The organism is Streptomyces sp. CNB091, from assembly GCF_000377965.1.
In genome coordinates, this window is record NZ_KB899002.1 from 159,928 (window position 1) to 183,526 (window position 23,599).

The 23,599-nt window shown below is 71.7% G+C and carries 22 protein-coding genes; 9 read left to right on the forward strand and 13 right to left on the reverse strand.

All coding sequences use genetic code 11. The features are described from left to right. Positions 1 to 3: 3 nt before the first annotated feature. The 3 genes from D581_RS0123050 to D581_RS0123060 all read right to left on the reverse strand — a co-directional run bounded on the left by D581_RS0123050 (position 4) and on the right by D581_RS0123060 (position 2,490). Positions 4 to 633 (reverse strand): MBL fold metallo-hydrolase, encoded by a 630-nt coding sequence (locus tag D581_RS0123050; protein WP_018959557.1) that lies wholly within the window; start codon positions 631 to 633, stop codon positions 4 to 6. After that, positions 633 to 1,718, reverse strand: coding sequence for an S-(hydroxymethyl)mycothiol dehydrogenase (locus D581_RS0123055; RefSeq protein WP_018959558.1), 1,086 nt, complete (start codon positions 1,716 to 1,718; stop codon positions 633 to 635). The genes D581_RS0123050 and D581_RS0123055 overlap by 1 nt, the downstream gene beginning before the upstream one ends. A 70-nt stretch (positions 1,719 to 1,788) precedes the next feature. Further along, positions 1,789 to 2,490, reverse strand: coding sequence for a FadR/GntR family transcriptional regulator (locus tag D581_RS0123060; protein ID WP_026290816.1), 702 nt, complete (start codon positions 2,488 to 2,490; stop codon positions 1,789 to 1,791). A gap of 132 nt (positions 2,491 to 2,622) precedes the next feature. On the opposite strand from D581_RS0123060, the gene D581_RS0123065 reads away from it, so the two are divergent. Both D581_RS0123065 and D581_RS0123070 read left to right on the forward strand, forming a co-directional pair. Then, positions 2,623 to 3,153 carry a gluconokinase gene (locus D581_RS0123065; RefSeq protein WP_026290817.1) on the forward strand — a complete coding sequence of 177 codons (531 nt, stop codon included), beginning with the start codon at positions 2,623 to 2,625 and terminating at the stop codon, positions 3,151 to 3,153. An 11-nt stretch (positions 3,154 to 3,164) separates the two neighbouring features. After that, on the forward strand, positions 3,165 to 4,562 hold the full coding sequence (locus D581_RS0123070; protein ID WP_018959561.1) for a GntP family permease: 1,398 nt from the start codon (positions 3,165 to 3,167) through the stop codon (positions 4,560 to 4,562). 86 nt (positions 4,563 to 4,648) lie between these two features. Here the strand turns inward: D581_RS0123070 and D581_RS0123075 are convergent, their stop codons facing one another. Together D581_RS0123075 and D581_RS0123080 are read right to left on the reverse strand one after the other, a co-directional pair. Further along, a complete protein-coding gene (locus D581_RS0123075; protein ID WP_018959562.1) occupies positions 4,649 to 6,220 on the reverse strand; it encodes an APC family permease in 1,572 nt (523 codons plus the stop codon). Between the two features lie 91 nt (positions 6,221 to 6,311). Then, the gene (locus D581_RS0123080; protein WP_018959563.1) at positions 6,312 to 7,283 is read right to left on the reverse strand and encodes a hypothetical protein; all 972 of its coding nucleotides are present in this window, start codon (positions 7,281 to 7,283) and stop codon (positions 6,312 to 6,314) included. A gap of 203 nt (positions 7,284 to 7,486) precedes the next feature. On the opposite strand from D581_RS0123080, the gene D581_RS0123085 reads away from it, so the two are divergent. Then, positions 7,487 to 7,912: an ASCH domain-containing protein gene (locus tag D581_RS0123085; protein ID WP_018959564.1), complete on the forward strand. Its 426-nt coding sequence runs from the start codon at positions 7,487 to 7,489 to the stop codon at positions 7,910 to 7,912. A gap of 63 nt (positions 7,913 to 7,975) precedes the next feature. On the opposite strand, the gene D581_RS0123090 is transcribed toward D581_RS0123085, so the two are convergent. After that, complete coding sequence (locus tag D581_RS0123090) at positions 7,976 to 9,631, reverse strand: FAD-binding dehydrogenase (RefSeq protein ID WP_018959565.1); 1,656 nt, start codon at positions 9,629 to 9,631, stop codon at positions 7,976 to 7,978. Positions 9,632 to 9,774: 143 nt separating this feature from the next. Here D581_RS0123090 and D581_RS01000000137590 point away from each other — a divergent pair, with 143 nt between their 5' ends. Next, positions 9,775 to 10,323: an NUDIX domain-containing protein gene (locus D581_RS01000000137590; RefSeq protein ID WP_018959566.1), complete on the forward strand. Its 549-nt coding sequence runs from the start codon at positions 9,775 to 9,777 to the stop codon at positions 10,321 to 10,323. Positions 10,324 to 10,513: 190 nt separating this feature from the next. Here the strand turns inward: D581_RS01000000137590 and D581_RS0123100 are convergent, their stop codons facing one another. After that, complete coding sequence (locus tag D581_RS0123100; protein ID WP_486585874.1) at positions 10,514 to 11,326, reverse strand: helix-turn-helix domain-containing protein; 813 nt, start codon at positions 11,324 to 11,326, stop codon at positions 10,514 to 10,516. Between the two features lie 103 nt (positions 11,327 to 11,429). On the opposite strand from D581_RS0123100, the gene D581_RS0123105 reads away from it, so the two are divergent. The 3 genes from D581_RS0123105 (at position 11,430) to D581_RS0123115 (ending at position 13,757) form a co-directional block, all read left to right on the forward strand. Continuing rightward, entirely contained in the window at positions 11,430 to 12,938 is a 1,509-nt protein-coding gene (locus tag D581_RS0123105; protein ID WP_026290818.1) for an alpha/beta hydrolase, read from the forward strand. 112 nt (positions 12,939 to 13,050) lie between these two features. Beyond that, positions 13,051 to 13,446, forward strand: coding sequence for a DUF202 domain-containing protein (locus D581_RS0123110; protein ID WP_018959569.1), 396 nt, complete (start codon positions 13,051 to 13,053; stop codon positions 13,444 to 13,446). Next, positions 13,443 to 13,757 carry a DUF202 domain-containing protein gene (locus D581_RS0123115; RefSeq protein WP_018959570.1) on the forward strand — a complete coding sequence of 105 codons (315 nt, stop codon included), beginning with the start codon at positions 13,443 to 13,445 and terminating at the stop codon, positions 13,755 to 13,757. The genes D581_RS0123110 and D581_RS0123115 overlap by 4 nt, the downstream gene beginning before the upstream one ends. An 89-nt stretch (positions 13,758 to 13,846) precedes the next feature. On the opposite strand, the gene D581_RS0123120 is transcribed toward D581_RS0123115, so the two are convergent. Together D581_RS0123120 and D581_RS0123125 are read right to left on the reverse strand one after the other, a co-directional pair. Next, entirely contained in the window at positions 13,847 to 14,782 is a 936-nt protein-coding gene (locus D581_RS0123120; protein ID WP_018959571.1) for an NADP-dependent oxidoreductase, read from the reverse strand. 142 nt (positions 14,783 to 14,924) lie between these two features. Then, positions 14,925 to 16,214, reverse strand: coding sequence for an enolase C-terminal domain-like protein (locus D581_RS0123125; protein WP_026290819.1), 1,290 nt, complete (start codon positions 16,212 to 16,214; stop codon positions 14,925 to 14,927). Positions 16,215 to 16,434: 220 nt separating this feature from the next. Between D581_RS0123125 and D581_RS0123130 the strand changes: the two genes are divergently transcribed. Continuing rightward, positions 16,435 to 17,457: a phosphotransferase family protein gene (locus D581_RS0123130; protein WP_018959573.1), complete on the forward strand. Its 1,023-nt coding sequence runs from the start codon at positions 16,435 to 16,437 to the stop codon at positions 17,455 to 17,457. Positions 17,458 to 17,462: 5 nt separating this feature from the next. After that, a complete protein-coding gene (locus tag D581_RS0123135) occupies positions 17,463 to 18,677 on the forward strand; it encodes an acyl-CoA dehydrogenase family protein (protein ID WP_018959574.1) in 1,215 nt (404 codons plus the stop codon). A gap of 71 nt (positions 18,678 to 18,748) precedes the next feature. Here D581_RS0123135 and D581_RS0123140 read toward each other — a convergent pair whose 3' ends face one another. The 4 genes from D581_RS0123140 to D581_RS0123155 form a co-directional block, all read right to left on the reverse strand. Further along, positions 18,749 to 20,083, reverse strand: a complete 1,335-nt coding sequence (locus tag D581_RS0123140; RefSeq protein WP_018959575.1) for a M28 family metallopeptidase — start codon at positions 20,081 to 20,083, stop codon at positions 18,749 to 18,751. Positions 20,084 to 20,400: 317 nt separating this feature from the next. Next, the gene (locus D581_RS0123145) at positions 20,401 to 20,994 is read right to left on the reverse strand and encodes a TetR/AcrR family transcriptional regulator (protein ID WP_018959576.1); all 594 of its coding nucleotides are present in this window, start codon (positions 20,992 to 20,994) and stop codon (positions 20,401 to 20,403) included. Positions 20,995 to 21,043: 49 nt separating this feature from the next. Next, positions 21,044 to 22,780 (reverse strand): AMP-binding protein, encoded by a 1,737-nt coding sequence (locus tag D581_RS0123150; protein ID WP_026290820.1) that lies wholly within the window; start codon positions 22,778 to 22,780, stop codon positions 21,044 to 21,046. Continuing rightward, complete coding sequence (locus tag D581_RS0123155) at positions 22,777 to 23,547, reverse strand: SDR family oxidoreductase (protein WP_018959578.1); 771 nt, start codon at positions 23,545 to 23,547, stop codon at positions 22,777 to 22,779. Before D581_RS0123155 ends, D581_RS0123150 begins: the two co-directional genes overlap by 4 nt. Between the last annotated feature and the right edge of the window lie 52 nt (positions 23,548 to 23,599).

A 23,599-nucleotide genomic window follows, 5' to 3' on the forward strand; every position in this document is an offset into this window, starting at 1 on the left:
CGCTCAGTGGCCGCGCTTGATCCACTCGTCGAGCCCCGGGGCCTCCGCGCCGATGGAGGTGGGGTCTCCGTGGCCGGTGCGGACGGCGGTGTCGCCGGGCAGGGTGAGCAGCCGGTCCCGGATCGAGTCGATGATCGTCGGGAACGACGAGAAGGACCGGCCGGTGGCGCCGGGGCCGCCCTGGAAGAGGGTGTCGCCGGTGAAGACCGTTCCCAGCTCGGGGGCGTACAGGCAGACCGCGCCGGGGGCGTGGCCCGGGGTGTGGAGAACCTTGAGGGTGGTGCCCGCCACCTCCAGTTCCTGGCCGTCGGCCAGGGTGCCGTCGGGGGCCCGGTCCGGGTGGGTCTGCTGCCAGAGCGGCAGGTCGTCCGGGTGGAGCAGGATCGGGGCGCCGGTGGCTGCCGCGAGGGTGGGGGCGGCGTCGATGTGGTCGTTGTGCGCGTGGGTGCAGACGATGGCGCGCAGCGTCCGGCCGCCGAGCGCGGCCTCGATGGCGGCGGCGTCGTGGGCGGCGTCGATGACGATCGCCTCGGTGTCGTCACCGACGATCCAGACGTTGTTGTCGACGTCCCACTCGCCGCCGTCGAGGGCGAAGGTGCCGGAGGTGACCAGGTGGTCGATGCGGGCGGACATCAGAGGACCACCACCGAGCGGAGGACGTCACCGTCGTGCATCCGGGCGAAGGCCTGCTCGATGTCGCCCAGGCCGATGGTCTCGGTGACGAAGGCGGCGAGGTCGAGGCGGCCCTGCTGGTGGAGGTCGACGAGCATCGGGAAGTCGCGGGAGGGCAGGCAGTCGCCGTACCAGGAAGACTTGAGCGAGCCGCCGCGGCCGAAGACGTCCAGGAGCGGCAGTTCGAGCTTCATCTCCGGGGTGGGGACGCCGACGAGGACGACCGTTCCGGCGAGGTCGCGGGCGTAGAAGGCCTGCTGATAGGTCTCCGGGCGGCCGACTGCCTCGATGACGACGTCGGCGCCGTTGCCGTCGGTGAGGGCACGGATGGCCTCGACCGGGTCGGTGGAGCGGGAGTTGACGGTGTGGGTGGCGCCCATCTTCTTCGCCGTCTCCAGCTTGCGGTCGTCGATGTCGACCGCGATGATCTTCGCCGCGCCGGCCAGCCGGGACCCGGCGATCGCCGCGTCGCCGACGCCGCCGCACCCGATGACGGCGACGGAGTCGCCCCGGCCTACCTGGCCGGTGTTGATGGCGGCGCCGATGCCCGCCATGACGCCGCAGCCGAGCAGCCCGGCTACGGCCGGGGAGACCTCGGGGTCGACCTTGGTGCACTGGCCGGCGGCGACGAGGGTCTTCTCGGCGAACGCGCCGATGCCGAGCGCGGGCGACAGCTCCGTGCCGTCGAGCAGGGTCATCTTCTGCTTGGCGTTGTGGGTGTCGAAGCAGTACCAGGGGCGGCCGCGCAGACAGGCGCGGCACTGGCCGCACACGGCACGCCAGTTGAGGACGACGAAGTCGCCGGGGGCGACGTCCGTGACGCCCTCGCCGACCGACTCCACGACGCCCGCGGCCTCGTGACCGAGGAGGAAGGGGAACTCGTCGTTGATGCCGCCCTGCTTGTAGTGCAGGTCGGTGTGGCAGACGCCGCACGCCTGGATCTTCACGACCGCCTCGCCGGGGCCGGGGTCCGGGATCCGGATCGTCTCGACCCTGACCGGCTCGTTCTTTCCCGGTGCGATGACTGCTTGCACCTGCTGTGCCATAGCCCTGCTCTCCCTGCTCCCGCGCTTCGCGAAGATCGATCGCGGACCACCGTACGCCTTGGGCGGTCCGCTACGGCGCGAGGACGTCCAGTTCGTGCAGGGCTCCGACGGCGATCTCCTTGGTGATCCGTTCGGCGGCCTCCGCCTCGCCCTCGCGGACCGCCTCGGCGAGGCGGACGTGGAGGGTGACGGCGGCCGGGTCGGGGTCCTCGAACATCACCTGGTGGTGGGTGCGGCCCGCGAGGACCTCGGCGACGACGTCCCCGAGCCGGGCGAACATCTCGTTGCCGGAGGCGTTGAGGACGATCCGGTGGAAGGCGATGTCGTGTTCGAGGTAGCCCTCCAGCTGCTGGCCGCGCGAGGTGGCGACCATGCCGAGGGCGCGTTCGGTGAGCTCGGCGCACTGGGCGGCGGTGGCGTGGCGGGCGGCGAGGCCCGCCGCGACCGGTTCGATCGCGGAGCGCAGCACGGTGAGCGAGCGCAGCTGGCGGGGGCGGTCGGCGCCGGCGAGACGCCAGCGGATGACCTGGGGGTCGTAGACGTTCCAGGTCTCGGTGGGGCGGACCGTCACGCCGACGCGGCGGCGTGATTCGACCAGGTGCATCGATTCCAGGACCCGGACCACTTCGCGCACGACCGTACGGGAGACGTCGAAGCGCTGGGCGAGCTCGTCGGTGCGTAGGACGCTGCCGGGCGGGCACTGGCCGGAGGAGATCTCCAGACCCAGGGTGTCCAGCACATGTGTATGCAGCCCCTGGCTCTGTGTGGTCATGGGTCAAGCCTACGGGGCACCCTTCGGGAACAATAAGTACGACGTTTACGTCACAGACTCTTGAATAAGTCGTACCTAATAGGTTTCAGTAGCGCGACGGACCGATGTCGAAGAAGACAGCGAGACACCTCCATGAACACGGCACCCCCCATGAGCACCACCCCCCACGTCGTCGTGGTGATGGGCGTAGCAGGCACCGGCAAGACCACGATCGGTCCCCTGCTCGCCGCCGAGCTCGGCGTTCCGTACGCCGAGGGCGACGACTTCCATCCCCCGGCGAACATCGCCAAGATGTCGGCCGGTACCCCCCTGGACGACGACGACCGGTGGCCCTGGCTGGACGCCATCGGCGCGTGGGCGCACGGGCGGGCGGGGCTCGGCGGGGTCGTCTCCAGCTCCGCGCTCAAGCGCGTCTACCGGGACCGGCTGCGGGACGGGGCGCCCGACACCGTCTTCCTGCATCTGACCGGTGACCGGGCGCTGATCGAGGAGCGGATGGCGGACCGCAAGGGCCACTTCATGCCCACCGCGCTGCTCGACTCGCAGTTCGCGACGTTGCAGCCGCTCCAGGCCGACGAGGCCGGGGTGAGCGTCGACGTGTCCGGCACTCCCGAGGAAATCACCAGCCGAGCCGTCGCCGCGCTGCGCCGGCTCGATAGTTAAGGACCATCACCGTGACCAGTCTCAGCGTCGAGATGCTGGCAGCGGAAGCCGCCGAACCGATCACCTCGGCAGGCAACGCTCAGTTGGGCATCGCCGTCCTGGCGGGCATCGCCGTCATCGTTCTCCTCATCACCAAGCTCAAGATGCACGCGTTCCTGGCGCTGACCATCGGTTCGCTGGCGCTCGGCTCCTTCGCGGGAGCCGCCCCGGCCGACACGATCCTCAGCTTCACCGCGGGCCTCGGCTCCACCGTCGCGGGCGTGGGCGTCCTGATCGCGCTCGGCGCGATCCTCGGCAAACTGCTCGCCGACTCGGGCGGGGCCGACCAGGTCGTCGACACCATCCTCGCGAAGGCCAGCGGCCGGGTCATGCCCTGGGCGATGGTGCTGATCGCCTCGATCATCGGTCTGCCGCTGTTCTTCGAGGTCGGGATCGTTCTGATGATCCCGGTCGTGCTGCTCGTCGCCAAGCGCGGCAACTACTCCCTGATGCGGATCGGCATCCCCGCGCTGGCCGGGCTCTCCGTGATGCACGGACTGATCCCGCCGCACCCCGGCCCGCTGGTCGCGATCGACGCCCTGGACGCCAATCTCGGCGTGACGCTGGCGCTCGGCGTGCTGGTCGCCATCCCGACGGTGATCATCGCCGGTCCGGTCTTCTCCCGTTACGCCGCGCGCTGGGTGGACATCAAGCCGCCGGAGAACATGATCCCGCAGCGCCCCTCCGAGGACCTGGACCGCCGGCCGAGCTTCGGCGCGACCCTGGCGACCATCCTGCTGCCGGTCGTCCTGATGCTGCTGAACGCGCTCGTCGAGATCGTGGTCGACAACCCCGACAACGGTCTCCAGAAGGTCACCGCGGTCATCGGCTCGCCGCTGATCGCCCTGCTCGCGGCTGTCCTCGTCGGGATGTTCACGCTCGGCCGGGCCGCCGGGTTCACCAGGGACCGGCTCGCCGGCACCGTGGAGAAGTCCCTCGCCCCGATCGCCGGAATCCTGCTCATCGTCGGCGCGGGCGGCGGCTTCAAGCAGACGCTGATCGACGCCGGGGTGGGTCAGATGATCCTGGAGTTCTCCGAGAACTGGTCGATCCCGGCCCTGCTGCTCGGCTGGCTGATCGCCGTCGCGATCCGCCTCGCCACCGGCTCGGCCACCGTCGCCACCATCTCGGCCGCCGGTCTGGTCGCCCCGCTGGCCGCCGATATGTCGACCTCGCACGCGGCCCTGCTGGTGCTGGCCGTCGGCGCCGGTTCGCTCTTCTTCAGCCACGTCAACGACGCCGGGTTCTGGCTGGTGAAGGAGTACTTCGGCATGGACGTCGGCCAGACCGTGAAGACCTGGTCGGTGATGGAGACGATCATCTCCGTGGTGGCCATGGCCTTCATCCTGCTGCTCTCGCTGTTGCTGTAGCCCTTCCCGTACGGCGATGACGAAACGCCCGCCCCGGTACGGCTCCGGGGCGGGCGTTTTGCGTACGTACGTACGTACGGGAGTCGTCAGCGGCGGGCCGACTCGCTCTCGGCCGCCTTCTCCAGCTGGAACGCCTCGTTGCCGAGGCCGATCCGGGCGTGCACCTCGGGTTTGACCGAGCGCAGCACCGCCCCGTACACGAGGCCTCCGACGAGCGCGAGGACGATCACGCCCGGCAGCAGCCAACTGAGGGCCGAGCCGGGGCCGGAGCCGACGAGGACGTCGAAGTCGCGGACGGTGAAGACGGCGATCGTCAGGAGCGCGAGCCCGGCGAGGCCGGAGGCGACCAGGCGGGGGGCCTGCGCGCGGCCGGCGCCGCGCTTGACGAAGAAGGCGATGACGGCGAAGGAGGCCGCGGCCATCAGCAGGATGACGCCGAGCGCGCCGACGTTGCCCATCCAGGTGAACAGCCGCAGGACGGGGGCGGTGGGGTCGCCGACCGGCTTGTCGTCGGTGAACGCGAACGCCAGGATGATCACCACGGAGACGACGGTCTGGAGCAGCGAGCCGGTGCCGGGGGCGCCGCTCGCCCGGTTGGTGCGGCCGAAGCGGGCGGGCAGCAGGCCCTCGCGGCCCATCGCGAACGCGTAGCGGGCGACGACGTTGTGGAAGCTGAGGAGCGCGGCGAACATCCCGGTGACGAAGAGGACGTGCAGCACGTCGGTGAAGGTGGAGCCGAGCCGCGCCTCGGTGAGGCCGAACAGCATGCCGGGGCCTTCCTTGAGGGAGGTGTCGGCGATGGAGCCCGGTCCGGCGGCGACGGTGAGGGCCCAGGAGCTGATCGCCAGGAACAGCGCGGCGTAGCCCACCGCGAGGAACATCACCCGGGAGACCACGATCTGCGGGCGGCTGGTCTCCTCCGCGTACACGGGGGCCTGCTCGAAGCCGACGAACGCGGCGATGCAGAAGCAGAGCGCGGTGCCGAGCCCGGCGCCGGTGAGGGTCTCGGGGTTGAACGCGTGCAGCGACAGGCCCTCGGGGCCGGGCTTGCTCACGGCGGCGATGTCGAAGATCACGACGAGGGCGCACTCGATGACCAGCAGGACGCCGAGCACCTTCGCGTTGAGATCGATCTTCAGCCAGCCGAGGACGCCGACGACGGCCGCCGCGACCAGGGCGGGTATCCACCACGCCAGCTCGATGTCGAGATACGTGGCGAAGATGCCGGAGACCTCGAAGCCGAGGATTCCGTAGATGCCCACCTGCATCGCGCTGTACGCGACCAGCGCCACCAACGAGGCTCCGGCGCCGGCGGTCGGGCCGAGCCCGCGGGCGATGTACGCGTAGAACGCGCCGGCGTTGTGGACGTGCCGGCTCATCTCCGCGTAGCCGACGCTGAACAGCATCAGGACGACGCCCAGGATGAGGTAGAGCAGCGGCTGGCCGACGATGCCCATCACGCCGAAGACCGTGGGCATCACTCCGGCGACCACCATCAGGGGGGCGCTGGCCGCGATCACCGACAGCAGGAGTCCGGGGGTGCCGAGCCGGTTCGCCCGCAGGGCTCGTTCCTCGCCCTTGTAGGTGTTGATCCCGCCGGTATCGGCCGGCGCCCTCGTGCTGCCGGTCTCGCTGGAAATCGAACTGCCCCTCGACATGGCGGGATGGGTCCCTTCTTCGTGGTGGGGTGGTGCCTTTCGTGGATCACGGGGTGCTTCACGGGCGCCTCGCGGGTACTTCGCGGGTGCTTCACGGGGTGCCGAGCGCGTAGGCGCGCGCGGCGACGAACGCGGCGTGGGGCTCCCGTCCGGAGTACGACCAGGGCGCGGCGGTGGCGTACGGGCCGATGCGGTGGAACAGGGCGGCGGCCTCGGCGTGGCGGCCCTCGCAGACCTTGGCGTGGGCCAGGAAGTTCAGGTCGAGGCGGTGACGCGGATGGTCCTCGCGCTCCCATTCCAGCCACCAGTCGAAGGCGGCCTTCATCACCTGGCGGGCCCGCCGTCCGGACCAGTGCCCGGAGAGCGCCGGGTCGCCGGGCTCGATGCCGGCGGCGACCAGGACGCGGTAGCGCTCGGCGTGGGCGATGACCGGGAGAACGGACAACGGGGAGTCGGCGGGGGCCAGTTCGGCGGCCCAGGCGGCGAAGTCGTACACCTCGTGGAGGGGGTCGTGGCCGCTGGCGGGGTTGCTCTCGGCCAGCAGAGCGGTCATCACGTGGTGGGCGTGATGGTGGTCGGGGTGGCGGGAGCGCACCTCCTCGAAGAGCCGGCCGGTCTCGTCCGCCCCGTCGTCGCGGCCCCGGTCCAGGAGGAGCAGCGCGAGCCAGGGGGTGGGGTCGTCGGGGAGGAGACGGGCGGCGGCCAGGCAGGCTTCACGGGCGCGGGCGGCGTCGTTCGCCTTGGCCTTGGGCCGCAGCGCGCGGGCGACCCGGGCGCAGCCGAGGAGGGTGGCGGCGTCGGCGCTCTCGGGTTCGACGAGCAGCCAGTCACCGGCCCAGTCAACGGCGGACGGGGTCTCGGCGAGGGCCAGCACGCGGTGTCCGCGGCGGTCCCAGTCCCGCCCGGTGCCCACGAGCAGGGTGCGGGCCTCGGACCATCTGCCCTGGACGAACCGGCCTCGCGCGGCGATGAGTTCATCGTCGTCGAGGGCCAGGTCGAAGACGTGGTCCGAGCGGCTGCCCCGACGGCGGGAGCGGCCCAGGGGCGGCGGAGGCGGGGGCATGCCGCAGGCTTCTTTCGATGCGGTGTGCGAGCGGATGATCGCGCACAGCAAAGCGGTAGGCAATGCTCCCCGTCAAGGGGCGCTTGATGTCAACTCTGTGCACTTTTCCGCTACTTGGCTGGATTGCGCCCCATCGGGTGCGGTGTTCGCGCAGCGTGCGGCGGGGTCGGGGGGCGCGGAGTGGCGCCTGACACACTGAGGACATGGAACCTCGCGAACCCCTCAGCCCTTTCCTTCTCGCCTTTCCGGGGCCGTTGCGCGACCAGCTGGTGGCGGCGGTCCTCTCCGGCGAGAAGGTGTCCACATCCGGGCTGTTGGCCGAGTACGAACGGGAGCAGGAGGAGCTTCCCCCCGTGGGCGAACGGTCCGCGCTGATCGACTCGGAAGGGCGGGAGGTGGCGGTGCTGGAGCTGATCGACGTACGGGTACTGCCCCTGGGGGAGGTGGATCTCCAGCATGCGCTCGACGAGGGCGAGGGATACCGGTCGGTGGCCGAATGGCGGGCGGGGCACGAGCGGTTCTGGCACAGCGAGGAGATGCGGGAGGCGTTGGGGGATCCGGGGTTCACGGTGAACGACGGGACGCTGATCGTCGCGGAGCGGTTCCGGGTGGTGGAGCGGTTGGGGTGACTTCGGGGCTCCGCCCCGGGCCCCGCTCCTCGATCGCCGGAGGGGCTTGGGATACAGGCCCGCCTACAGGGCCTGCGCCGCCGCCCGGCCCGCCGCCCTGCCGGAGAAGATGCAGCCGCCCAGGAACGTGCCCTCCAGGGAGCGGTAGCCGTGGACTCCGCCGCCGCCGAAGCCCGCGGCCTCGCCCGCCGCGTACAGGCCGGGGAGCGGGGCGCCCTCGGAGTCGAGGACGCGGGAGGACAGGTCGGTCTCCAGACCGCCCAGGGACTTGCGGGTGAGGATGTTGAGCCGGACGGCGATCAGCGGGCCCGCCGCCGGGTCCAGGACGCGGTGCGGTTTCGCGGTGCGGATGAGGCGGTCGCCCAGGTAAGCCCGGGCCCCGTGGACCGCGGTGACCTGGAGGTCCTTGCTGAAGGGGTTGGCGATCTCCCGGTCACGGGCGGTGATCTCGCGGCGCAGGCTCGCCTCGTCGATGAGGTCGTCGCCGGTGACCGCGTTCATGCCCCGGACCAGGGCGCCGAGGTCCTTCTCGACCACGAAGTCGACGCCGTGGTCCATGAACGCCCTGACCGGTGCGGGCACGTCCGCGCGGGCCCTGCCGATCACGTCGCGGACCGACTTGCCGGTCAGGTCCGGGTTCTGCTCGGAGCCGGAGAGCGCGAACTCCTTGCCGATGATTCGCTGGTTGAGCACGAACCAGGTGTAGCCGTGGCCGGAGCCCATGATGTGTTCGAGGGTGCCGAGCGTGTCGAAGCCGGGGAAGAGCGGGACCGGCAGGCGCTTGCCGCGCGCGTCCAGCCAGAGCGACGAGGGGCCGGGCAGGATCCGGATGCCGTGCCGGGCCCAGATCGGGTTCCAGTTCTCGATGCCCTCGGTGTAGTGCCACATCCGGTCGCGGTTGATGTGGTGCGCGCCCGCCTTCTCGGCGATGCCGAGCATCAGTCCGTCGACGTGCGCGGGCACCCCGGACAGCATCTTCTCGGGCGGGATGCCCAGGCGCTCGGGCCACTGGGCGCGGACCAGGTCGTGGTTGCCGCCGATGCCGCCGGAGGTGACGATCACCGCTTGGGCCTTCAGTTCGAAGGCGCCGGCGACCGCTCGGCCGCTCGCGGTTCCGCGCTCGGCCGCGCTGGGCTCCAGGATCTCGCCGGTGACCGTGTCGAGCGCCCCTGCGGTGCGGGCGAGGCCGGTGACGCGGTGGCGGAACCTCAGCTGGACGAGCCCCTTGGCGACGCCCGCGCGGACCCGCCGTTCGAAGGGGGCGACGACGCCGGGGCCGGTGCCCCACGTGATGTGGAAGCGGGGTACGGAGTTGCCGTGGCCCATCGCGTCGTAGCCGCCGCGCTCCGCCCAGCCGACGACCGGGAAGATGCGCAGCCCCTGCTGGTGCAGCCAGGAGCGCTTCTCGCCGGCGGCGAAGTCGACGTACGCCTCGGCCCACTTCCGCGGCCAGCGGTCCTCGGTCTCCCGGTCGAAGCCCGCCGTGCCGTACCAGTCCTGGAGGGCCAGTTCCCGGCTGTCCTTGATCCGCAGCCGGCGCTGTTCGGGCGAGTCCACGAGGAAGAGGCCGCCGAAGGACCAGTGCGCCTGGCCGCCGATGGACTGCTCGGGCTCCTGGTCGAGGAGGATCACGGAACGGCCGGCGTCGACCAGTTCGGCGGTGGCCACGAGCCCGGCGAGTCCTGCCCCGATCACGATCACATCAGCGTCGTACGCCATGGGTTCCGTCCTGTCGGGGTGGCTCGGGGCGGGCGGGGAAGGTCGGCCCACCGGACCGGCGAAACGTTCAAGTTACCCGTGCGTCAGATCTTGGGTACCCGCCGGGGCCACGTCAACCGTCCGGGTGCTGTTGGATGAGACGTATGACGCCCTCTGACGAGATCCTGGACATCGTCGACGAGAACGACGAGGTCATCGGGCAGGCCCCGCGCGGCGAGGCGACCGCACGGGGGCTGCGCCACCGCTGCGTGTTCATCGAGGCGCGCGATGCGGACGGGCGGGTCTTCGTCCACCGGCGTACACCCACGAAGCTGCTCTTCCCCTCCCGCTACGACATGTTCGTCGGCGGGGTCGTGGGCGCGGGCGAGTCCTACGACGAGGCGGCGCTGCGCGAGGCGGAGGAGGAGCTGGGGGTCTCGGGGCTGCCGCAGCCCGAGCCGCTGTTCCGGTTCCTCTACACCGGCGCCGAGCACACCTGGTGGTCCGCCGTCTATCAGGTGCGGTGCGAGCTGCCGGTGGCCCCCCAGGTCGAGGAGGTCGCCTGGCACACCTTCCTGGACGACACGGAGCTGGAGCGGCGGCTCGGTGAGTGGTCCTGGGTGCCCGACGGGGTGGCGGCGTACCGGCGGCTGGGGGAGTTCCGGGCGGCTCGACCGCACTCGGACGCCCCGTACGGGTCCGCGCGGGGCTGACCGAGGTTGAGCGGGCCCGGTCGGTGAGTAGCCTCCCGTACTCGTGGAACGTGTGCGTGGCGGGCGTCCGGGAGCCTGTCTGCGACAGTGCTTTACGGCAGCACGCGTCCAGTAACGGCCGATCGTGCGGGCGGCCGGCTCCGGCGACGGAGGCGAGGTACGCGCCGGCTCTCAGTCCCGGCGCGGGCTCTCAGTCCCGGGCCTCGTCTTGTTCGCTCTCCGCGGTGTCGTCCTCGAAGAGGATCGTGTGGACGCGTTGCAGCACATCGAGGTGGGCGCGGTTGTAGTACTCGACCAGCGCGTGCACGACGACCGACTCGGCGACCGCCGTCTCCCGGCGCGAGGAGAACGCCAGGTCGGCCAGGCCGGGATGGTCCCTGTGCTGTTGGCGGACACCGGGCGCCATTCGTTCCGCCAGCCGCTGCCGCACTTCTTCGGGGGTGTCCTCGTCGAGTGCCGCGAATTCCCCTTCGAGATCCCGGCGCGGTCCCGCGAGCTGTTCCTGGAGGGCTGCCATCGCCACGGGGGTGAGGATGCTGGAGTAGGCCATCAGCAGCGACCGCTGGGTCTCGGGCAGATCGTCGGCGAGCGTCCTGAACTGCTGGGGCATGTCGAGCGCGGCCCGGTTCTCCATGACGGCCGCCAGTTCCCGCCGCATCCGCTGCCGGCGTTCGATGTCCGCAGCGAGTTCGGCGTCCAGGTCACGGAGGATCTGCCGTGCCTTCTCGTCTCCGCTCTCGACCGACGGGACATCCGCGAGGGCCACGCCGAGGTCGGTCAGTCTGCGGATGCGCAGCAGGCGGACCAGATGGCTGACGCCGTACCGCTTGTAGCCGTTGGACGCTCGTTCCGGCTCGTCCAACAGGCCGATCTCGTGATAGTGCCGCACTGCCTTGGTCGTCGTGCCCGCGAGTTCCGCCAGCTGACGCGTACTCCAGCCCACCGGGAGCCCCTTCTCCAGCGTCTTCCCCCGCAGCCATTCAAGACCGTGCCCTTGGGGCACGGTCAACCACCGGGTTCCACGCCGGTCCTTGTTGACCCTGCCCCAAGGGCACGCGGTGGGATGGCCACGACCACGACCACGAACCGGGATGCGGAGACTGGACATGAAACGACAAGGCAGTGCGGGCCGGAGCCTGGCCCTCTTGGTGGTCCTCGGCCTCGGCGGTTCGCTCGCCGCGGTGCCCGCCGCCGCCGAGGAGCCCAAAGCGCCGCAGGTGAAGTGGGGCCAGTGCCCCGACGACGTCGTGGCCGAAGCGGCTCCGACCGAGCTGCGGTGCGCCACCGTGCCCGTCCCGCTGGACTACGCCGACCCGGAGGGCCGGCAGATCGACCTCAGCATCTCCCGGCTGGCCGCCGCCGACCCGGACGAACGGCGTGGCGTCCTCATGCTCAATCCGGGCGGCCCCGGGGGGTCCGGGCTGGCGCTCTCCGCGCTGCTGGTGGCCCAGGGCCTGCCCACCAGCGTCACCGACCGCTACGACCTGATCGGCATGGACACCCGTGGGACGGGCCGTTCCACACCGGTCAGCTGCGGCTTCACCACGGACAGCCCCTACTACTCCAACATCCCGCCGTACGCGGTCGACGACGCCGCGGTCACCGCACAGGCGAAAGTAGCCGAGCAGGCGGCCGAGCAGTGCGCGGACAACGACGACGGCACGCTGCGCCACCTCACCACGGCGAACACCGCCCGCGACCTGGACCGGATCCGGGCCGCGCTCGACGAGGAGACGACCAGCTACCTGGGCTACTCCTACGGCACGGCACTCGGCGCCGCGTACGCGTCGATGTTCCCCGAGCGAGCCGACCGGATCGTGCTCGACAGCAACATCGGAGACACCCACCTCGACCGCGACGGCCTGCGCCGCTACGCGCTCGGCATGGAACAGACCCTGCCGGACTTCGCGCGATGGGCCGCCCGTCGGCACGACAGCTACGGCCTGGGCCGCACCCCCGAACAGGTCCGGGCTTCCTACCTCACCATCGCCGACGTGCTCGACGACACTCCGGTCGCGGGGATCGACGGCAGCCTCTTCCGGCTGCTGACGTTCAGCCACCTGTTCAAGCAGTCGCAGTACCCCAAGTTGGCGCAGACCTGGCAGGCGCTGCGCGAAGGCGACCGGACGGCGGCCCGCGCCCTGTCACCCGTCCCCGAGGAGACGGCCGACGGGACGTTGTCGCCGAACGACAACGCCCTGACCGTGTTCCTCTCCGTCACCTGCAACGACGTCGAGTGGCCCGAGGACGTCAACACCTACCGGCGGGGCGTCACCGCGGACCGCGAACGCTACCCGCTGTTCGGCGCCGCCACCGCCAACATCACCCCGTGTGCCTTCTGGCCGTACGCCCCCGCCGAACCCCCGGTGAAGATCAACGCCGAGGGCCCCCGCAACGTGCTGCTCCTGCAGAACCGGCGGGACGCGTCGACCCCGCTGCGGGGCGGGAAGATGCTGCGCGAGAAGTTTGGCGACCGGGCGCGGTTGGTCACTGTCGACGACAGTGGGCACGGCGTGTACGTCCTGGGCAAGAACTCCTGCGCGCTGAACACCGCCACGCGTTACCTCGTCGAGGGCAGGATGCCCACCAAGGACACGTTCTGCCGAGCGGACTGACCTCCCCCGCAGGCCGTCGCCGTGGGGCGCCCGTATCGGACAGACGTGTGCGGCGGGACCTGGTAGATGCCGTCGCCCGGGCTTGGGCGACGTTGGTACTAGGGTTCCAGGTGTGAACAAGATCGTGCAGAGCGTACGGCTGTGGTTCGCGCCGCAGCGGATCCGGGACGAGGGGGACACCCCCGACTACCGGTTCTCGCTTGCCAACGAGCGGACTTTCCTGGCCTGGATCCGGACGGCGCTGGCCCTGATCGGCGGGGGTTTCGCCGTCGACCAGTTCCTGCCGGAGCTGGTCTGGGGCGTCCGGGCCGGGCTCGCGCTCGGGCTGCTCGCGGCCGGGGTGCTCTGCGCGCTGCGGGCGGTCAACCACTGGGTGCGGTGCGAACGGGCGATGCGGCGGGGCGAGGACCTGCCGGTGACCCGGTTCCCGACCCTGCTGAGCCTCGTGGTCGCCGTCGTCGCCGTGGCGATGGTGGTGGTGGTCCTCTTCGGCTGGGAGGGCGTGTGACGGCGACGGCGGACCGGGACCCCGGGCTCCAGCCCGAGCGGACCCGGCTGGCCTGGCGGCGTACGACGCTCTCCGCCACGGTCGTCGCGCTGCTCGCGGTGCGGCAGGCGCTGTACGGCGGGGCGACCCCGGCAGCGCTGATCGCGGTGGCGCTGAGCGCGGCGGCCTGGCTGGGTTTCCTGGTGGTGGCCCACCGCCGGGTGCTGCGGATGGAGGCGGCGCGGCCGGAGCCGCTCGCCCCGCGCGGAGCGCTGGCGGCGACGCTGTGCACGGTGGCGCTGGCGGTGTTCGCCGCGGCGATGCTGTTCTGAGACCCGGACGGGCCGGACGGGCGGGCGGGGACGCGATGCCGCTTGAGCCTGGCCGGACGCACGCGGCCAGTCCGTCCCGGCCGGGCTCCTCAGCCGTCCCAGTCCACCGTCACCACGATCTTGCCGCGCGTCCGCCCCTCCTGGTTGAGCCGGTACGCGTCGGCGGCCTGCTCCAGCGGGAACACCCGGTCCACATGGACGGTGACGATGCCCCGTTCGGCCAGTTCCGCGACCTGGGCCAGGTCGTCGGCGTCGGGGCGCACGAAGGCGTAGCGGCCACCGTAGGAGAAGACCTCGGCGTCCGCGATGGAGGCGAGCCGGCCGCCCGGGGCGAGGGTGTCGGCACAGGCGCGCAGCGCGTCGCCGCCCACCGTGTCGAAGGAGGCGTCGAAGCCGTCCGGGACCAGTGCGCGCAGCCGGTCGACGAGGCCCTCGCCGTACTCCACGGGCTCCGCGCCGAGGCTGCGGAGGTGCTCGTGGTTGTGAGGGCTCGCGGTGCCGATCACCCGGCAGCCGGTGTGCCGGGCGATCTGGACGGCGAGCGATCCGACGCCGCCGGCCGCCGCGTGGACCAGGACGGTGTCGCCGTCGCGGATCTTCAGGGTGCGGTGCAGTACCTGGTAGGCGGTCAGCCCGGCCAGCGGCAGGCCCGCGGCCTCCTCGAAGCTCAGGCTCAGGGGCTTGCGGGCCAGGGTGCGCACGGGGGCGGCGACGTACTCGGCGAACGTGCCGCGCGAGAGGAAGTCCTCGCGTACGTAGCCGATGACCTCGTCGCCGACCGCGAACTCGTCGACCGCGACGCCCGGTTGCACGACGACCCCGGAGACGTCCCAGCCGGGGATCACCGGGAAGACGGCTTCGAGGCCACCCTGGAGATAGCCCTCGCGGGCCTTCCAGTCGACCGGGTTGACGGCGGCGGCCCGTACCTTCACCAGGACCGTGTCGGGGCCGACCTTGGGGTCGGGCCTCTCGCCGTACTCCATGACGTCGGCGGAGCCGTACGCGCTGTAGCTGATCGCCTTCATCCCTCGACCTTCCGCGCAGGTCGGGGCCGCCGCAACTCAGGGGGTACGGCCGGGTCCCGCCCCTCTCACAGCACGGGACCGCCGGCGCGCACAGCAGCGCGGGACAGCCGTCGTCCCCACCAGCGCGGGACCGTCGGCGTCCTCACCAGCGCGGGACCGTCGGCGTCGTCCACTCCGGGTCGGCGGCGCGCATCGCCGCCGCGTCGTCGCGCTCCCGGTGGGTCTCGTCCGCCAGCCAGCGCCGGTGCAGGGCGGACAGGCGCTCGCGGTCCAGTTCGACGCCGAGACCGGGTGCGTCGGAGACGGAGAGCCGGCCCCCGGTGAAGGTGTGGCGCTCGGTGATGACGTCCTCGGTCTGCCAGGGGTAGTGGCTGTCGCAGGCGTGAGCGAGGTCCGGCACCGTGGCGGCGACGTGGGTCATCGCGGCGAGGCTGATGCCGAGGTGGGTGTTGGAGTGCATGGAGAGTCCGACGCCGAACGTGCGGCAGATGCCCGCCAGTTCCCGGGTGCGGTGCAGTCCGCCCCAGTAGTGGTGGTCGCTCAGGACGATCTGGACGGCGTCGCGGGCGAAGGCCTCGGGGACCTCGCCGAGGGTGGTGACGCACATGTTGGTGGCGAGCGGGACGTCGGTTCCGGCCGAGACGGCGGCCATGCCGGCCGTGCCGCTGGTGGGGTCCTCCAGGTATTCGAGGACGCCCTTCAGCCGCTCGGCGACGTACAGCGAGGTGGGGACGGACCAGGCGCCGTTCGGGTCCAGGCGCAACGGGCGGCCCGGGAACGCCTCGGCCAGGGCGTGGATCGCGGCGATCTCCCGGTCGGGCTCGAAGACGCCGCCCTTGAGCTTGAAGGAGCCGAAGCCGTAGGTGTCGGCGAAGCGCCGGGCCTGGGCGACGACGCCGGCCGGGTCGAGCGCCGCGCCCCAGTCGTCCCGCTCGCCGGGGCCGGGGTGGGCGGCCCAGCGGTAGAAGAGGTAGGCGCTGTACTCGACGGTGTCACGGACCTTGCCGCCGAGCAGGGCGTGCACGGGCAGGCCCCGGGCCTTGCCGAGGGCGTCCAGACAGGCGACCTCGAAGGCGGAGACGACCGAGAGCCGGATCTTCTCCGCGCTCCTGACTCCGCGCAGCCCCCCGGCGTCGACCCCGTCGTCGGCGGCGCGCGATGCGCCGCACACCTCCTCGGCCAGGACGAAGAGCCCGTTCAGATCGGTGACCGCCCGGCCCGGGAGCGCCGCGGCGAGGGAGCGCGCGGGCTCCAGGTAGGCGCCGTCGCCGTAGGTCTCCCCCACGCCGGTCGTTCCGCCCCGGGTGACGACCTCCACGATCAGGCGCGGGGTGTACGGCTGGTGGACGCCCTGGGTGTTCAGCAGGGGTGGGTCGGACACGAGGATCGGGGTGAGCCGGACGTCTTCGATCACCAGATCATCTGTATGCATACGTGAACCCTATTCAGGGATGCGGTTCACCGAAAGGGTCGGGCCGACTTCCGCGCCGTCGGATCACGGGAGGGCACTGGACGGCATACCGACTGGTCGGCATCATGGTTCCCGATCGTCCAGCCGCCTCGCCCAGTCGCACCGTCCAGCCGCCTCGCCCAGCCGCCTCGTCCAGCCGCCTCGTCCAGCCGCCTCGTTCCGTCGCCCGGAGGTACGCACCATGAGCTCACTCCCCCCGCCAGGTCTCGACCCGGAGCTGCTGCGCGGCCATCTCGACCGCGAGCGGCCGGGGCTGGTGAGCGGACCCCTCGAAGCGCGGCTGATCGAGGGCGGTCGCTCGAACCTGACGTACGTCGTCGGCGACGGGACCGGGCAGTGGGTGGTGCGCAGGCCTCCGCTCGGCCATGTGCTGGCCACCGCGCACGACATGACGCGCGAGCACCGGGTGATCAGCGGCCTGCACCCCACCGCCGTCCCGGTGCCGGAGCCGCTGCTGCTCTGCGAGGACGACAGCGTGATCGGCGCCCCGTTCTACGTGATGGAGTACGTCGAGGGCACCCCGTACCGCACCGCCGAGCAGCTCGCCCCGCTGGGCCCCGAGCGCACCCGGGCGGCGGTCCTCGGGCTCGTCGACACCCTGGTCGACCTGCACGCCGTGGACCCGGGGGCGGTCGGGCTCGGGGACTTCGGGCGTCCCGACGGCTTCCTGGACCGGCAGTTGCGGCGCTGGGGCAAGCAGCTGGACGCCTCCCGCGACCGCGAGCTGGCGGGCATCGACGAGCTGCACGCCGCGCTCGGCCGCGGGCTGCCCTCCTCCCCCGCGCCCACCGTCGTCCACGGCGACTACCGCCTGGACAACGTGCTGCTCGGCTCCGACGACCGGATCAAGGCCGTCCTCGACTGGGAGATGTCCACGCTCGGCGATCCGCTGACCGACCTCGGGCTGCTGGTGATGTACAGCTCCGACCTCGGCCTGCCGGAGTCTCCCGTCTCCACCACCAGCGGCGCGGCCGGGCATCCGTCCCCCGCCGAGCTGATCGGGCGCTACGCGGCCCGCTCGGGCCGGGACACCTCCGCCCTCTCCTGGTACACCGCGTTCGCGTGGTTCAAGCTCGCCGTGATCCTGGAGGGCATCCACTACCGCTACACCCTGGGCCAGACCGTCGGCGCGGGCTTCGACCGGATCGGCGATCTGGTCCCCGTCTTCATCGAGCACGGCCTCACCACCCTCCAGGAAGGCTGAACCCCATGGACTTCGCATTCGACGCCCGTACCGAGGAGCTGCGGAGCAGGCTGCTCGCGTTCATGGACGAGCACGTGTACCCGGCCGAGGAGGTCGCCGAGGAGCAGCGGGCCCGGCTGGCCTCCCCCTGGGACACCCCGGCGGTCGTGGGCGAGCTGAAGGCCGAGGCGCGGCGGCAGGGGCTGTGGAACCTCTTCCTGCCCGACGCGGAGTACGGGGCCGGGCTGACGAACCTCCAGTACGCCCCGCTCGCGGAGATCACCGGACGCTCCCCGCATCTCGCGCCGACCGCGCTGAACTGCGCGGCCCCGGACACCGGGAACATGGAGGTGCTCTTCCAGTTCGCCACCGACGAGCAGAAGAAGCGGTGGCTGGAGCCGCTGCTCGCCGGGGAGATCCGCTCCGCGTTCGCGATGACGGAGCCGGACGTGGCGTCCTCGGACGCGACGAACATCGAGACCCGGATCGTCCGGGACGGCGAGGACTACGTCGTCGACGGCCGCAAGTGGTACATCTCCGGGGCGATGAACCCGGAGTGCGCGGTCTTCGTCGTGATGGGCAAGACCGACCCGGACGGCGCGGACATCCGCCGCCAGCAGTCGATGATCCTGGTGCCGCGCGACACCCCGGGTCTCGAAGTGCGGCGCGCCATGCGGGTGTACGGGTACGAGGACCACGCGCACGGCGGTCACGCCGAGGTGGTCTTCCACGATGTACGGGTGCCCGCGGCGAACCTGATCGGCGAGGAGGGCGGCGGCTTCGCCATCGCGCAGGCGCGGCTGGGCCCGGGGCGGATCCACCACTGCATGCGGCTCATCGGGATGGCGGAGCGGGCCATCGAGCTGATGTGCCGCCGGGCCGTGGCGCGTACGGCGTTCGGCAAGCCGCTCGCCCAGCAGGGCGTCGTGCGGAACTGGATCGCGGACGCCCGGGTCACGGTGGAGCAGTTGCGGCTGCTGGTGCTGAAGACGGCCTGGCTGATGGACACCGTGGGCAACAAGGGCGCGCACACCGAGATCCAGGCCATCAAGATCGCCACCCCGCGCGCGGTGGTGGACATTCTCGACTCCGCGGTGCAGCTGTACGGCGCGGGCGGGGTGAGCCAGGACTTCCCGCTGGCGGAGCTGTGGGCCTCGGCGCGGACGCTGCGGCTGGCGGACGGTCCTGACGAGGTGCACCAGCGGTCGCTGGCCCGGCGGGAGATCAAGCGGTACGTGTGACGGACAGCGGTGCGGCCCCCTCCCGAGGCGCTCTTCGGGAGGGGGCCGCGCCCGTACACGTGACGCAGGAGTCAGAAGGTGAGCTTCCAGCTGTCGATGTAGCCGGTGTCCTGACGGGCGACGTCCTGGACGCGGAGCTTCCAGGAGCCGTTGGCCACCTCGGCGGAGGCGTTGACCGTGTACGTCGTGATGATGTTGTCGGCCGAGTCGCCGCTGCTGGAGTTCTTCAGCCGGTACGCGGTGCCGTCCGGGGCCACCAGGTCGACGACCAGGTCGCCGCGCCAGGTGTGCTTGATGTCGACGCCGACCTGGAGGGCGGCCGGGGCGTTGCCCGTCCGTCCGGTGACCGTGACCGGCGAGGTCACGGCCGCTCCCCCGTCCGGGATGGCGACATCGGCGGTGTTGCTGAACACGTCCCCTGCGGGCGGTTCGCCGGTGCCGGAGGACAGGGTCCAGATGGCGTGGGCGGCGGCGTCGCTGTTGCGGTCCAGGGCGGTGTCGTTGATGTTGCTCGTGGTGTCGCAGGACGAGTGGTAGCAGCGGTCGAAGGCCTGCCCCGCGGTCCCGCCCCACTTCTGCGCCTGGGCGGCGGACTTGGTGTAGCCCGCGCCGGTGAAGAGTCCGCCGACGGGGACGCCGACGTTCTTGAACGGGGCGTGGTCGGAGCGGCCGTCGCCCTCGGTCTCGATCTCGGTGGGGACGTTCAGGCCGGCGAAGTAGTCCTTGAAGGTCTTCTCGATGACCGGGTCGTCGTCGTAGACGAAGTAGCCGGCGTTGGGCGAGCCGATCATGTCGAAGTTGAGATAGCCGGAGAGCTTGGAACGCTCGGCGGACGGCAGGTTGTTGACGTAGTACTTCGAGCCGATCAGGCCCAGCTCCTCGGCGCCCCACCAGGCGAACCGCAGGTGCTTGTCGGGCTGGTACTGGGCGCGGGAGACGGCGAGGGCGGTCTCCAGGACGCCGGCCGAGCCGGAGCCGTTGTCGTTGATCCCGGCGCCGGAGGAGACCGAGTCGAGGTGGGCCCCGGCCATCAGGACCTTGTTCGGGTCGCCGCCGGGCCAGTCGGCTATCAGGTTGTAGCCGGTGGCTCCGTTGGAGGTGAACTGCTGGAGCGTGGTGGTGTATCCGGCGGCGTCGAGCTTGGCCTTCACGTAGTCGACGGACGCCTTGTAGCCGGGGCGGCCGTGGGCGCGGTTGCCGCCGTTGTTCGCGGCGATCGTCGAGAGCTGCGTGAGGTGGGCCTTGACGCCTGCCAAGGGGACGTCGGGCACCGCGGCGGCGGTTGTCGGCGACGCCGGTGCTCCGGCGGCCTGGGCGGCCGGTGCTCCGGCTCCGAGGACGGCGGCGAGGGCGACGGCCGCGACGGCCGTCGGGGATCTGCGCAGGGTGAAACGGTTCGGTCTCATTCACGGGCTCCGGATTCCGTTGGGGACTGACGGAACGTGCGGGGGGTCCCCGGCCGCGTGGTGATCCGGCCGGGTCCTGGAGCGTGGGCCCCGACAAGCGGCCCAGGGGTGCGCGATGCGTGACCGATGCTCAAGGAAATGACAGTGCTCCGTCAAGAGCGGAAATCGGACACAGCCGTTCTATTAACGGACAGCGGTGCGCCCGTGCACTCCGGCGCCTCGTCGGGAGGCAGGACATACGACATATATCCAGACTCACCCCGACCGGCGGAGCGGGCCAGTGGATGGCACGATCCGTCGGCCGGCCCCGTCCCCCGCTACGGGCGCAGGGCCCGCAGCAGCAGGTCCGCGAGGTGGTCGGCGACCTCCTGGCGGCTGAGCGGGCCGTCCGGCCGGTACCAGGTGGAGAGGTGGTGGACCGAGCCGAAGTGGTAGTCGACGACCAGGTCGGCGGGGGTGGCCGTGGAGAACACGCCGCCGCGCTGGCCCTCCTCGATCAGGGCCCGGAAGCGCTCGTGGTAGCGGCGGCGCTCGACGCGCACCTGCTTGTTCTTCTCGGGGCTCAGGTGGTGCATGGAGCGGAAGAAGATCGCGGCGTCGTCCAGGTTGTCGATGGTCGTGACGACCACGTCGGCCGCCGCGTCGCGCAGCCGCTGCTCGATGGGCGCCTCGGCGTCCGCGAAGGCGTCCAGCCGCTCCTGCTGGAGCCGGAGCACCCGGGCGTAGACCTCCTGGAGCAGGTCCTCCTTGGAGCCGAAGTAGTGGTAGAGCGCCCCCTTGGTGACGCCCGCCGCCTCGACGATCTCCTGGACCGAGGTGCGGTCGTACCCGCGCTCGGCGAAGAGCCGGGTGGCGGCGGCCAGCAGCCTCTGGGGGACGGGAGTGCCGTTCCGATCCGTCGCCTTGGCCATGAGCCGCCACCTTCCTTTCGTACCGTGCGCGCGCTGTTTCGACGCAGTTCTAACGGGGGGAACGCAGTTCCCGCCTGAGGATCTTCCCACTCGCCGTCTTCGGCAGCTCGGCCAGGATCTCCACCTCGCGCGGATACTTGTACGCGGCGAGCCGTTCCTCGCAGTAGGCGCTCAGTTCGCCGGGCTCCACCGAGGTCCCCGGGCGCAGGCTCACGTACGCCCGGACCGTCTCCCCCCGGTACGCGTCGGGCACGCCCACGACGGCCGCCTCGCGCACCGCCGGGTGGGTGTGGAGGACGTCCTCCACCTCGCGCGGCCACACCTTGAACCCGGAGGCGTTGATCATGTCCTTCTTGCGGTCGACGACGTACAGCCAGCCTGCCGCGTCCATGAAGCCGATGTCGCCGGTGCGCAGCTCGCCGTCCGGGAAGGCGGCGGCCGTGGCCTCGGGGAGGTTCCAGTAGCCGGAGACGACCTGGGGGCCGCGCACCGCGATCTCGCCCTGCTCCCCGAAGGGGACCTCCCGGCCGGTCTCGTCGAGGATCCGTACGAAGGTGTCGGGGCCCGGAACGCCGACGGACAGCGTGCCCGAGACAGGGTCGACGGGGGCCTCGTGCTCGGGTGGGACCGAGGCGCAGGGGGCGGTGCACTCGGTGAGTCCGTAGCCGTTGCGGAGGTACGGGCCGAAGCCCGCGCGGAACTTCTCCACGAGCGCGGGCGGCAGGGGCGCGCCGCCGGAGGAGATCACCCGGAACGAGGCGAAGTGGTCCGGGGTGGCGTCCGGATGCGCGGCCAGCGCCATGAAGGCGGTGGAGGGGCCGACGGTGTAGGCGGGGCGGTGGGTGGCGAAGGCCTCCAGGACGACGCCCGCCTCGAAGCGGTAGGCGAGGACCAGGGTGCCCGCGTTGGCGACGCACGCGGCGAGCTGGCAGACCATGCCGGTGATGTGGAAGAGCGGGGCGAGCGCGAAATAGGCGGAGCCCTCGGCGATCGGGTGGCCGGTGCGCTGGCGTTCGGCGTTGACCATGATGTTGCCGTGGGAGTTCTTCGCGCCCTTGGGGGCGCCGCTCGTCCCGGAGGTGTAGCTGATCAGCGCCGTGTCGGCGGCGGTGAGCTCCCGGCCGGCCGGGGCCGGCTTCCCGGCGCGGGCCGCGGTGAGCAGATCGTCGGCGAGGTCGTCCGGGCCGGGGGCCGGGAGCCGTTCGAAGCCGAGGACGCGAGGGTCGTTCACGGTCTGGAGGTCCAGCTCGCAGGCGGTGAGCACGACGGTGAGGTGCGGGGCCGCCGCCGCGGTCTCCCGCAGATACGTCCCCCACGCCCGGTCCGAGCAGATCAGCGCGGTGACCCCGGCGTCCGCGAGGACGTGGCCGGTCTCGCCGGACTTGTACATCGGGTTGAGGGGGACGACGGTCGCGCCCGCCTTCCAGGCGCCGAGCAGCGCGAGGACGAAGTGCGGGCTGTTCTGGAGCATGATCGCGACCCGGTCGCCGCGGCGCAGCCCCCGGGCGGCGAGGTGTCCGGCCACCGAGTCGGACAGCTCGTCGGTCTCGCGGTAGCTCAGGCGGCCGTCGAAGTAGGCCAGGGCCGGGTGCTCGGGTGCGCGGCCGACCGCGGCGCGGAAGGCGTGCAGCACGGTCGCGGGCGGGGTGACGGGGGCGCGCTGGGCGTCGCTGAGCAGGGCGAGCCACGGCTGGGCCGCGTAGATCGAGCCGCCGGGGGTCGAGGGGGCGGAAGCCGGACGGCCTGAGCCGCCCGGGGCCGGGGTGGCGGGGGTCGGGTCGTTCACGCGCCGCTCGCCTCCCACTTCTGCTGAAGGCGGTTCATCTGGCCCATCCACCGGTCGGGATCGGCGGCGCGGGCCTGGTAGTAGTCGGCCACCTCGGGGTGCGGCAGGACCAGGAAGCGGTCGGCGTCCATCGCCTCGAACAGCGCGTCGGCGACCGCGTCCGGCTCGATGGCGCCGGGAGCGAGGACCAGTTCGCCGGCCGAGCCGGCGGCGGTGAGCATGTCGGTGCGCACGCCCTGCGGGCAGATCGCGTGGACCTTGATCCCGCGATGGCGGTAGGTGAGCGAGAGCCACTCGGCGAAGGCGACCGCCCCGTGCTTGGTGACGCTGTACGGGGCCGCGCCGATCATCGTCAGCAGCCCGGCGGCGGAGGCGGTCGTGACGAACCGGCCGCTGCCGCGCTCCAGCCAGTGGGGCAGGAGGGCCCTGGCCGCGCGGACGTGGGCCATCACGTTGACGTCCCAGGCGGCGGCCCAGACCTCCTCCTCGGCGAACGCGTCGCCGGGAGAGGCGAGGCCCGCGTTGGCGCAGTAGACGTCCACCGTGCCGTCCAGCGCCTCCCGGGCGGCGTCCACGATGCCCGAGGCGTCCCCGGCGACGGCGAAGCCGCCGATCTCCTTCGCGAGCGGTTCGATCCGGGCGAGGTCGAGGTCGTTGACGACGACCCGCGCGCCCCCGGCGGCGAACCTGCGGGCCAGCGCGGCGCCGATGCCGCCTCCGGCCCCTGTGACCACTACGCCGGCGCCCTGCACCGTACCCATCGTCATCCCGCCCTTCCCATCCGGCTGCATCGGCAGACTAACCGGTCGGTATGTGATC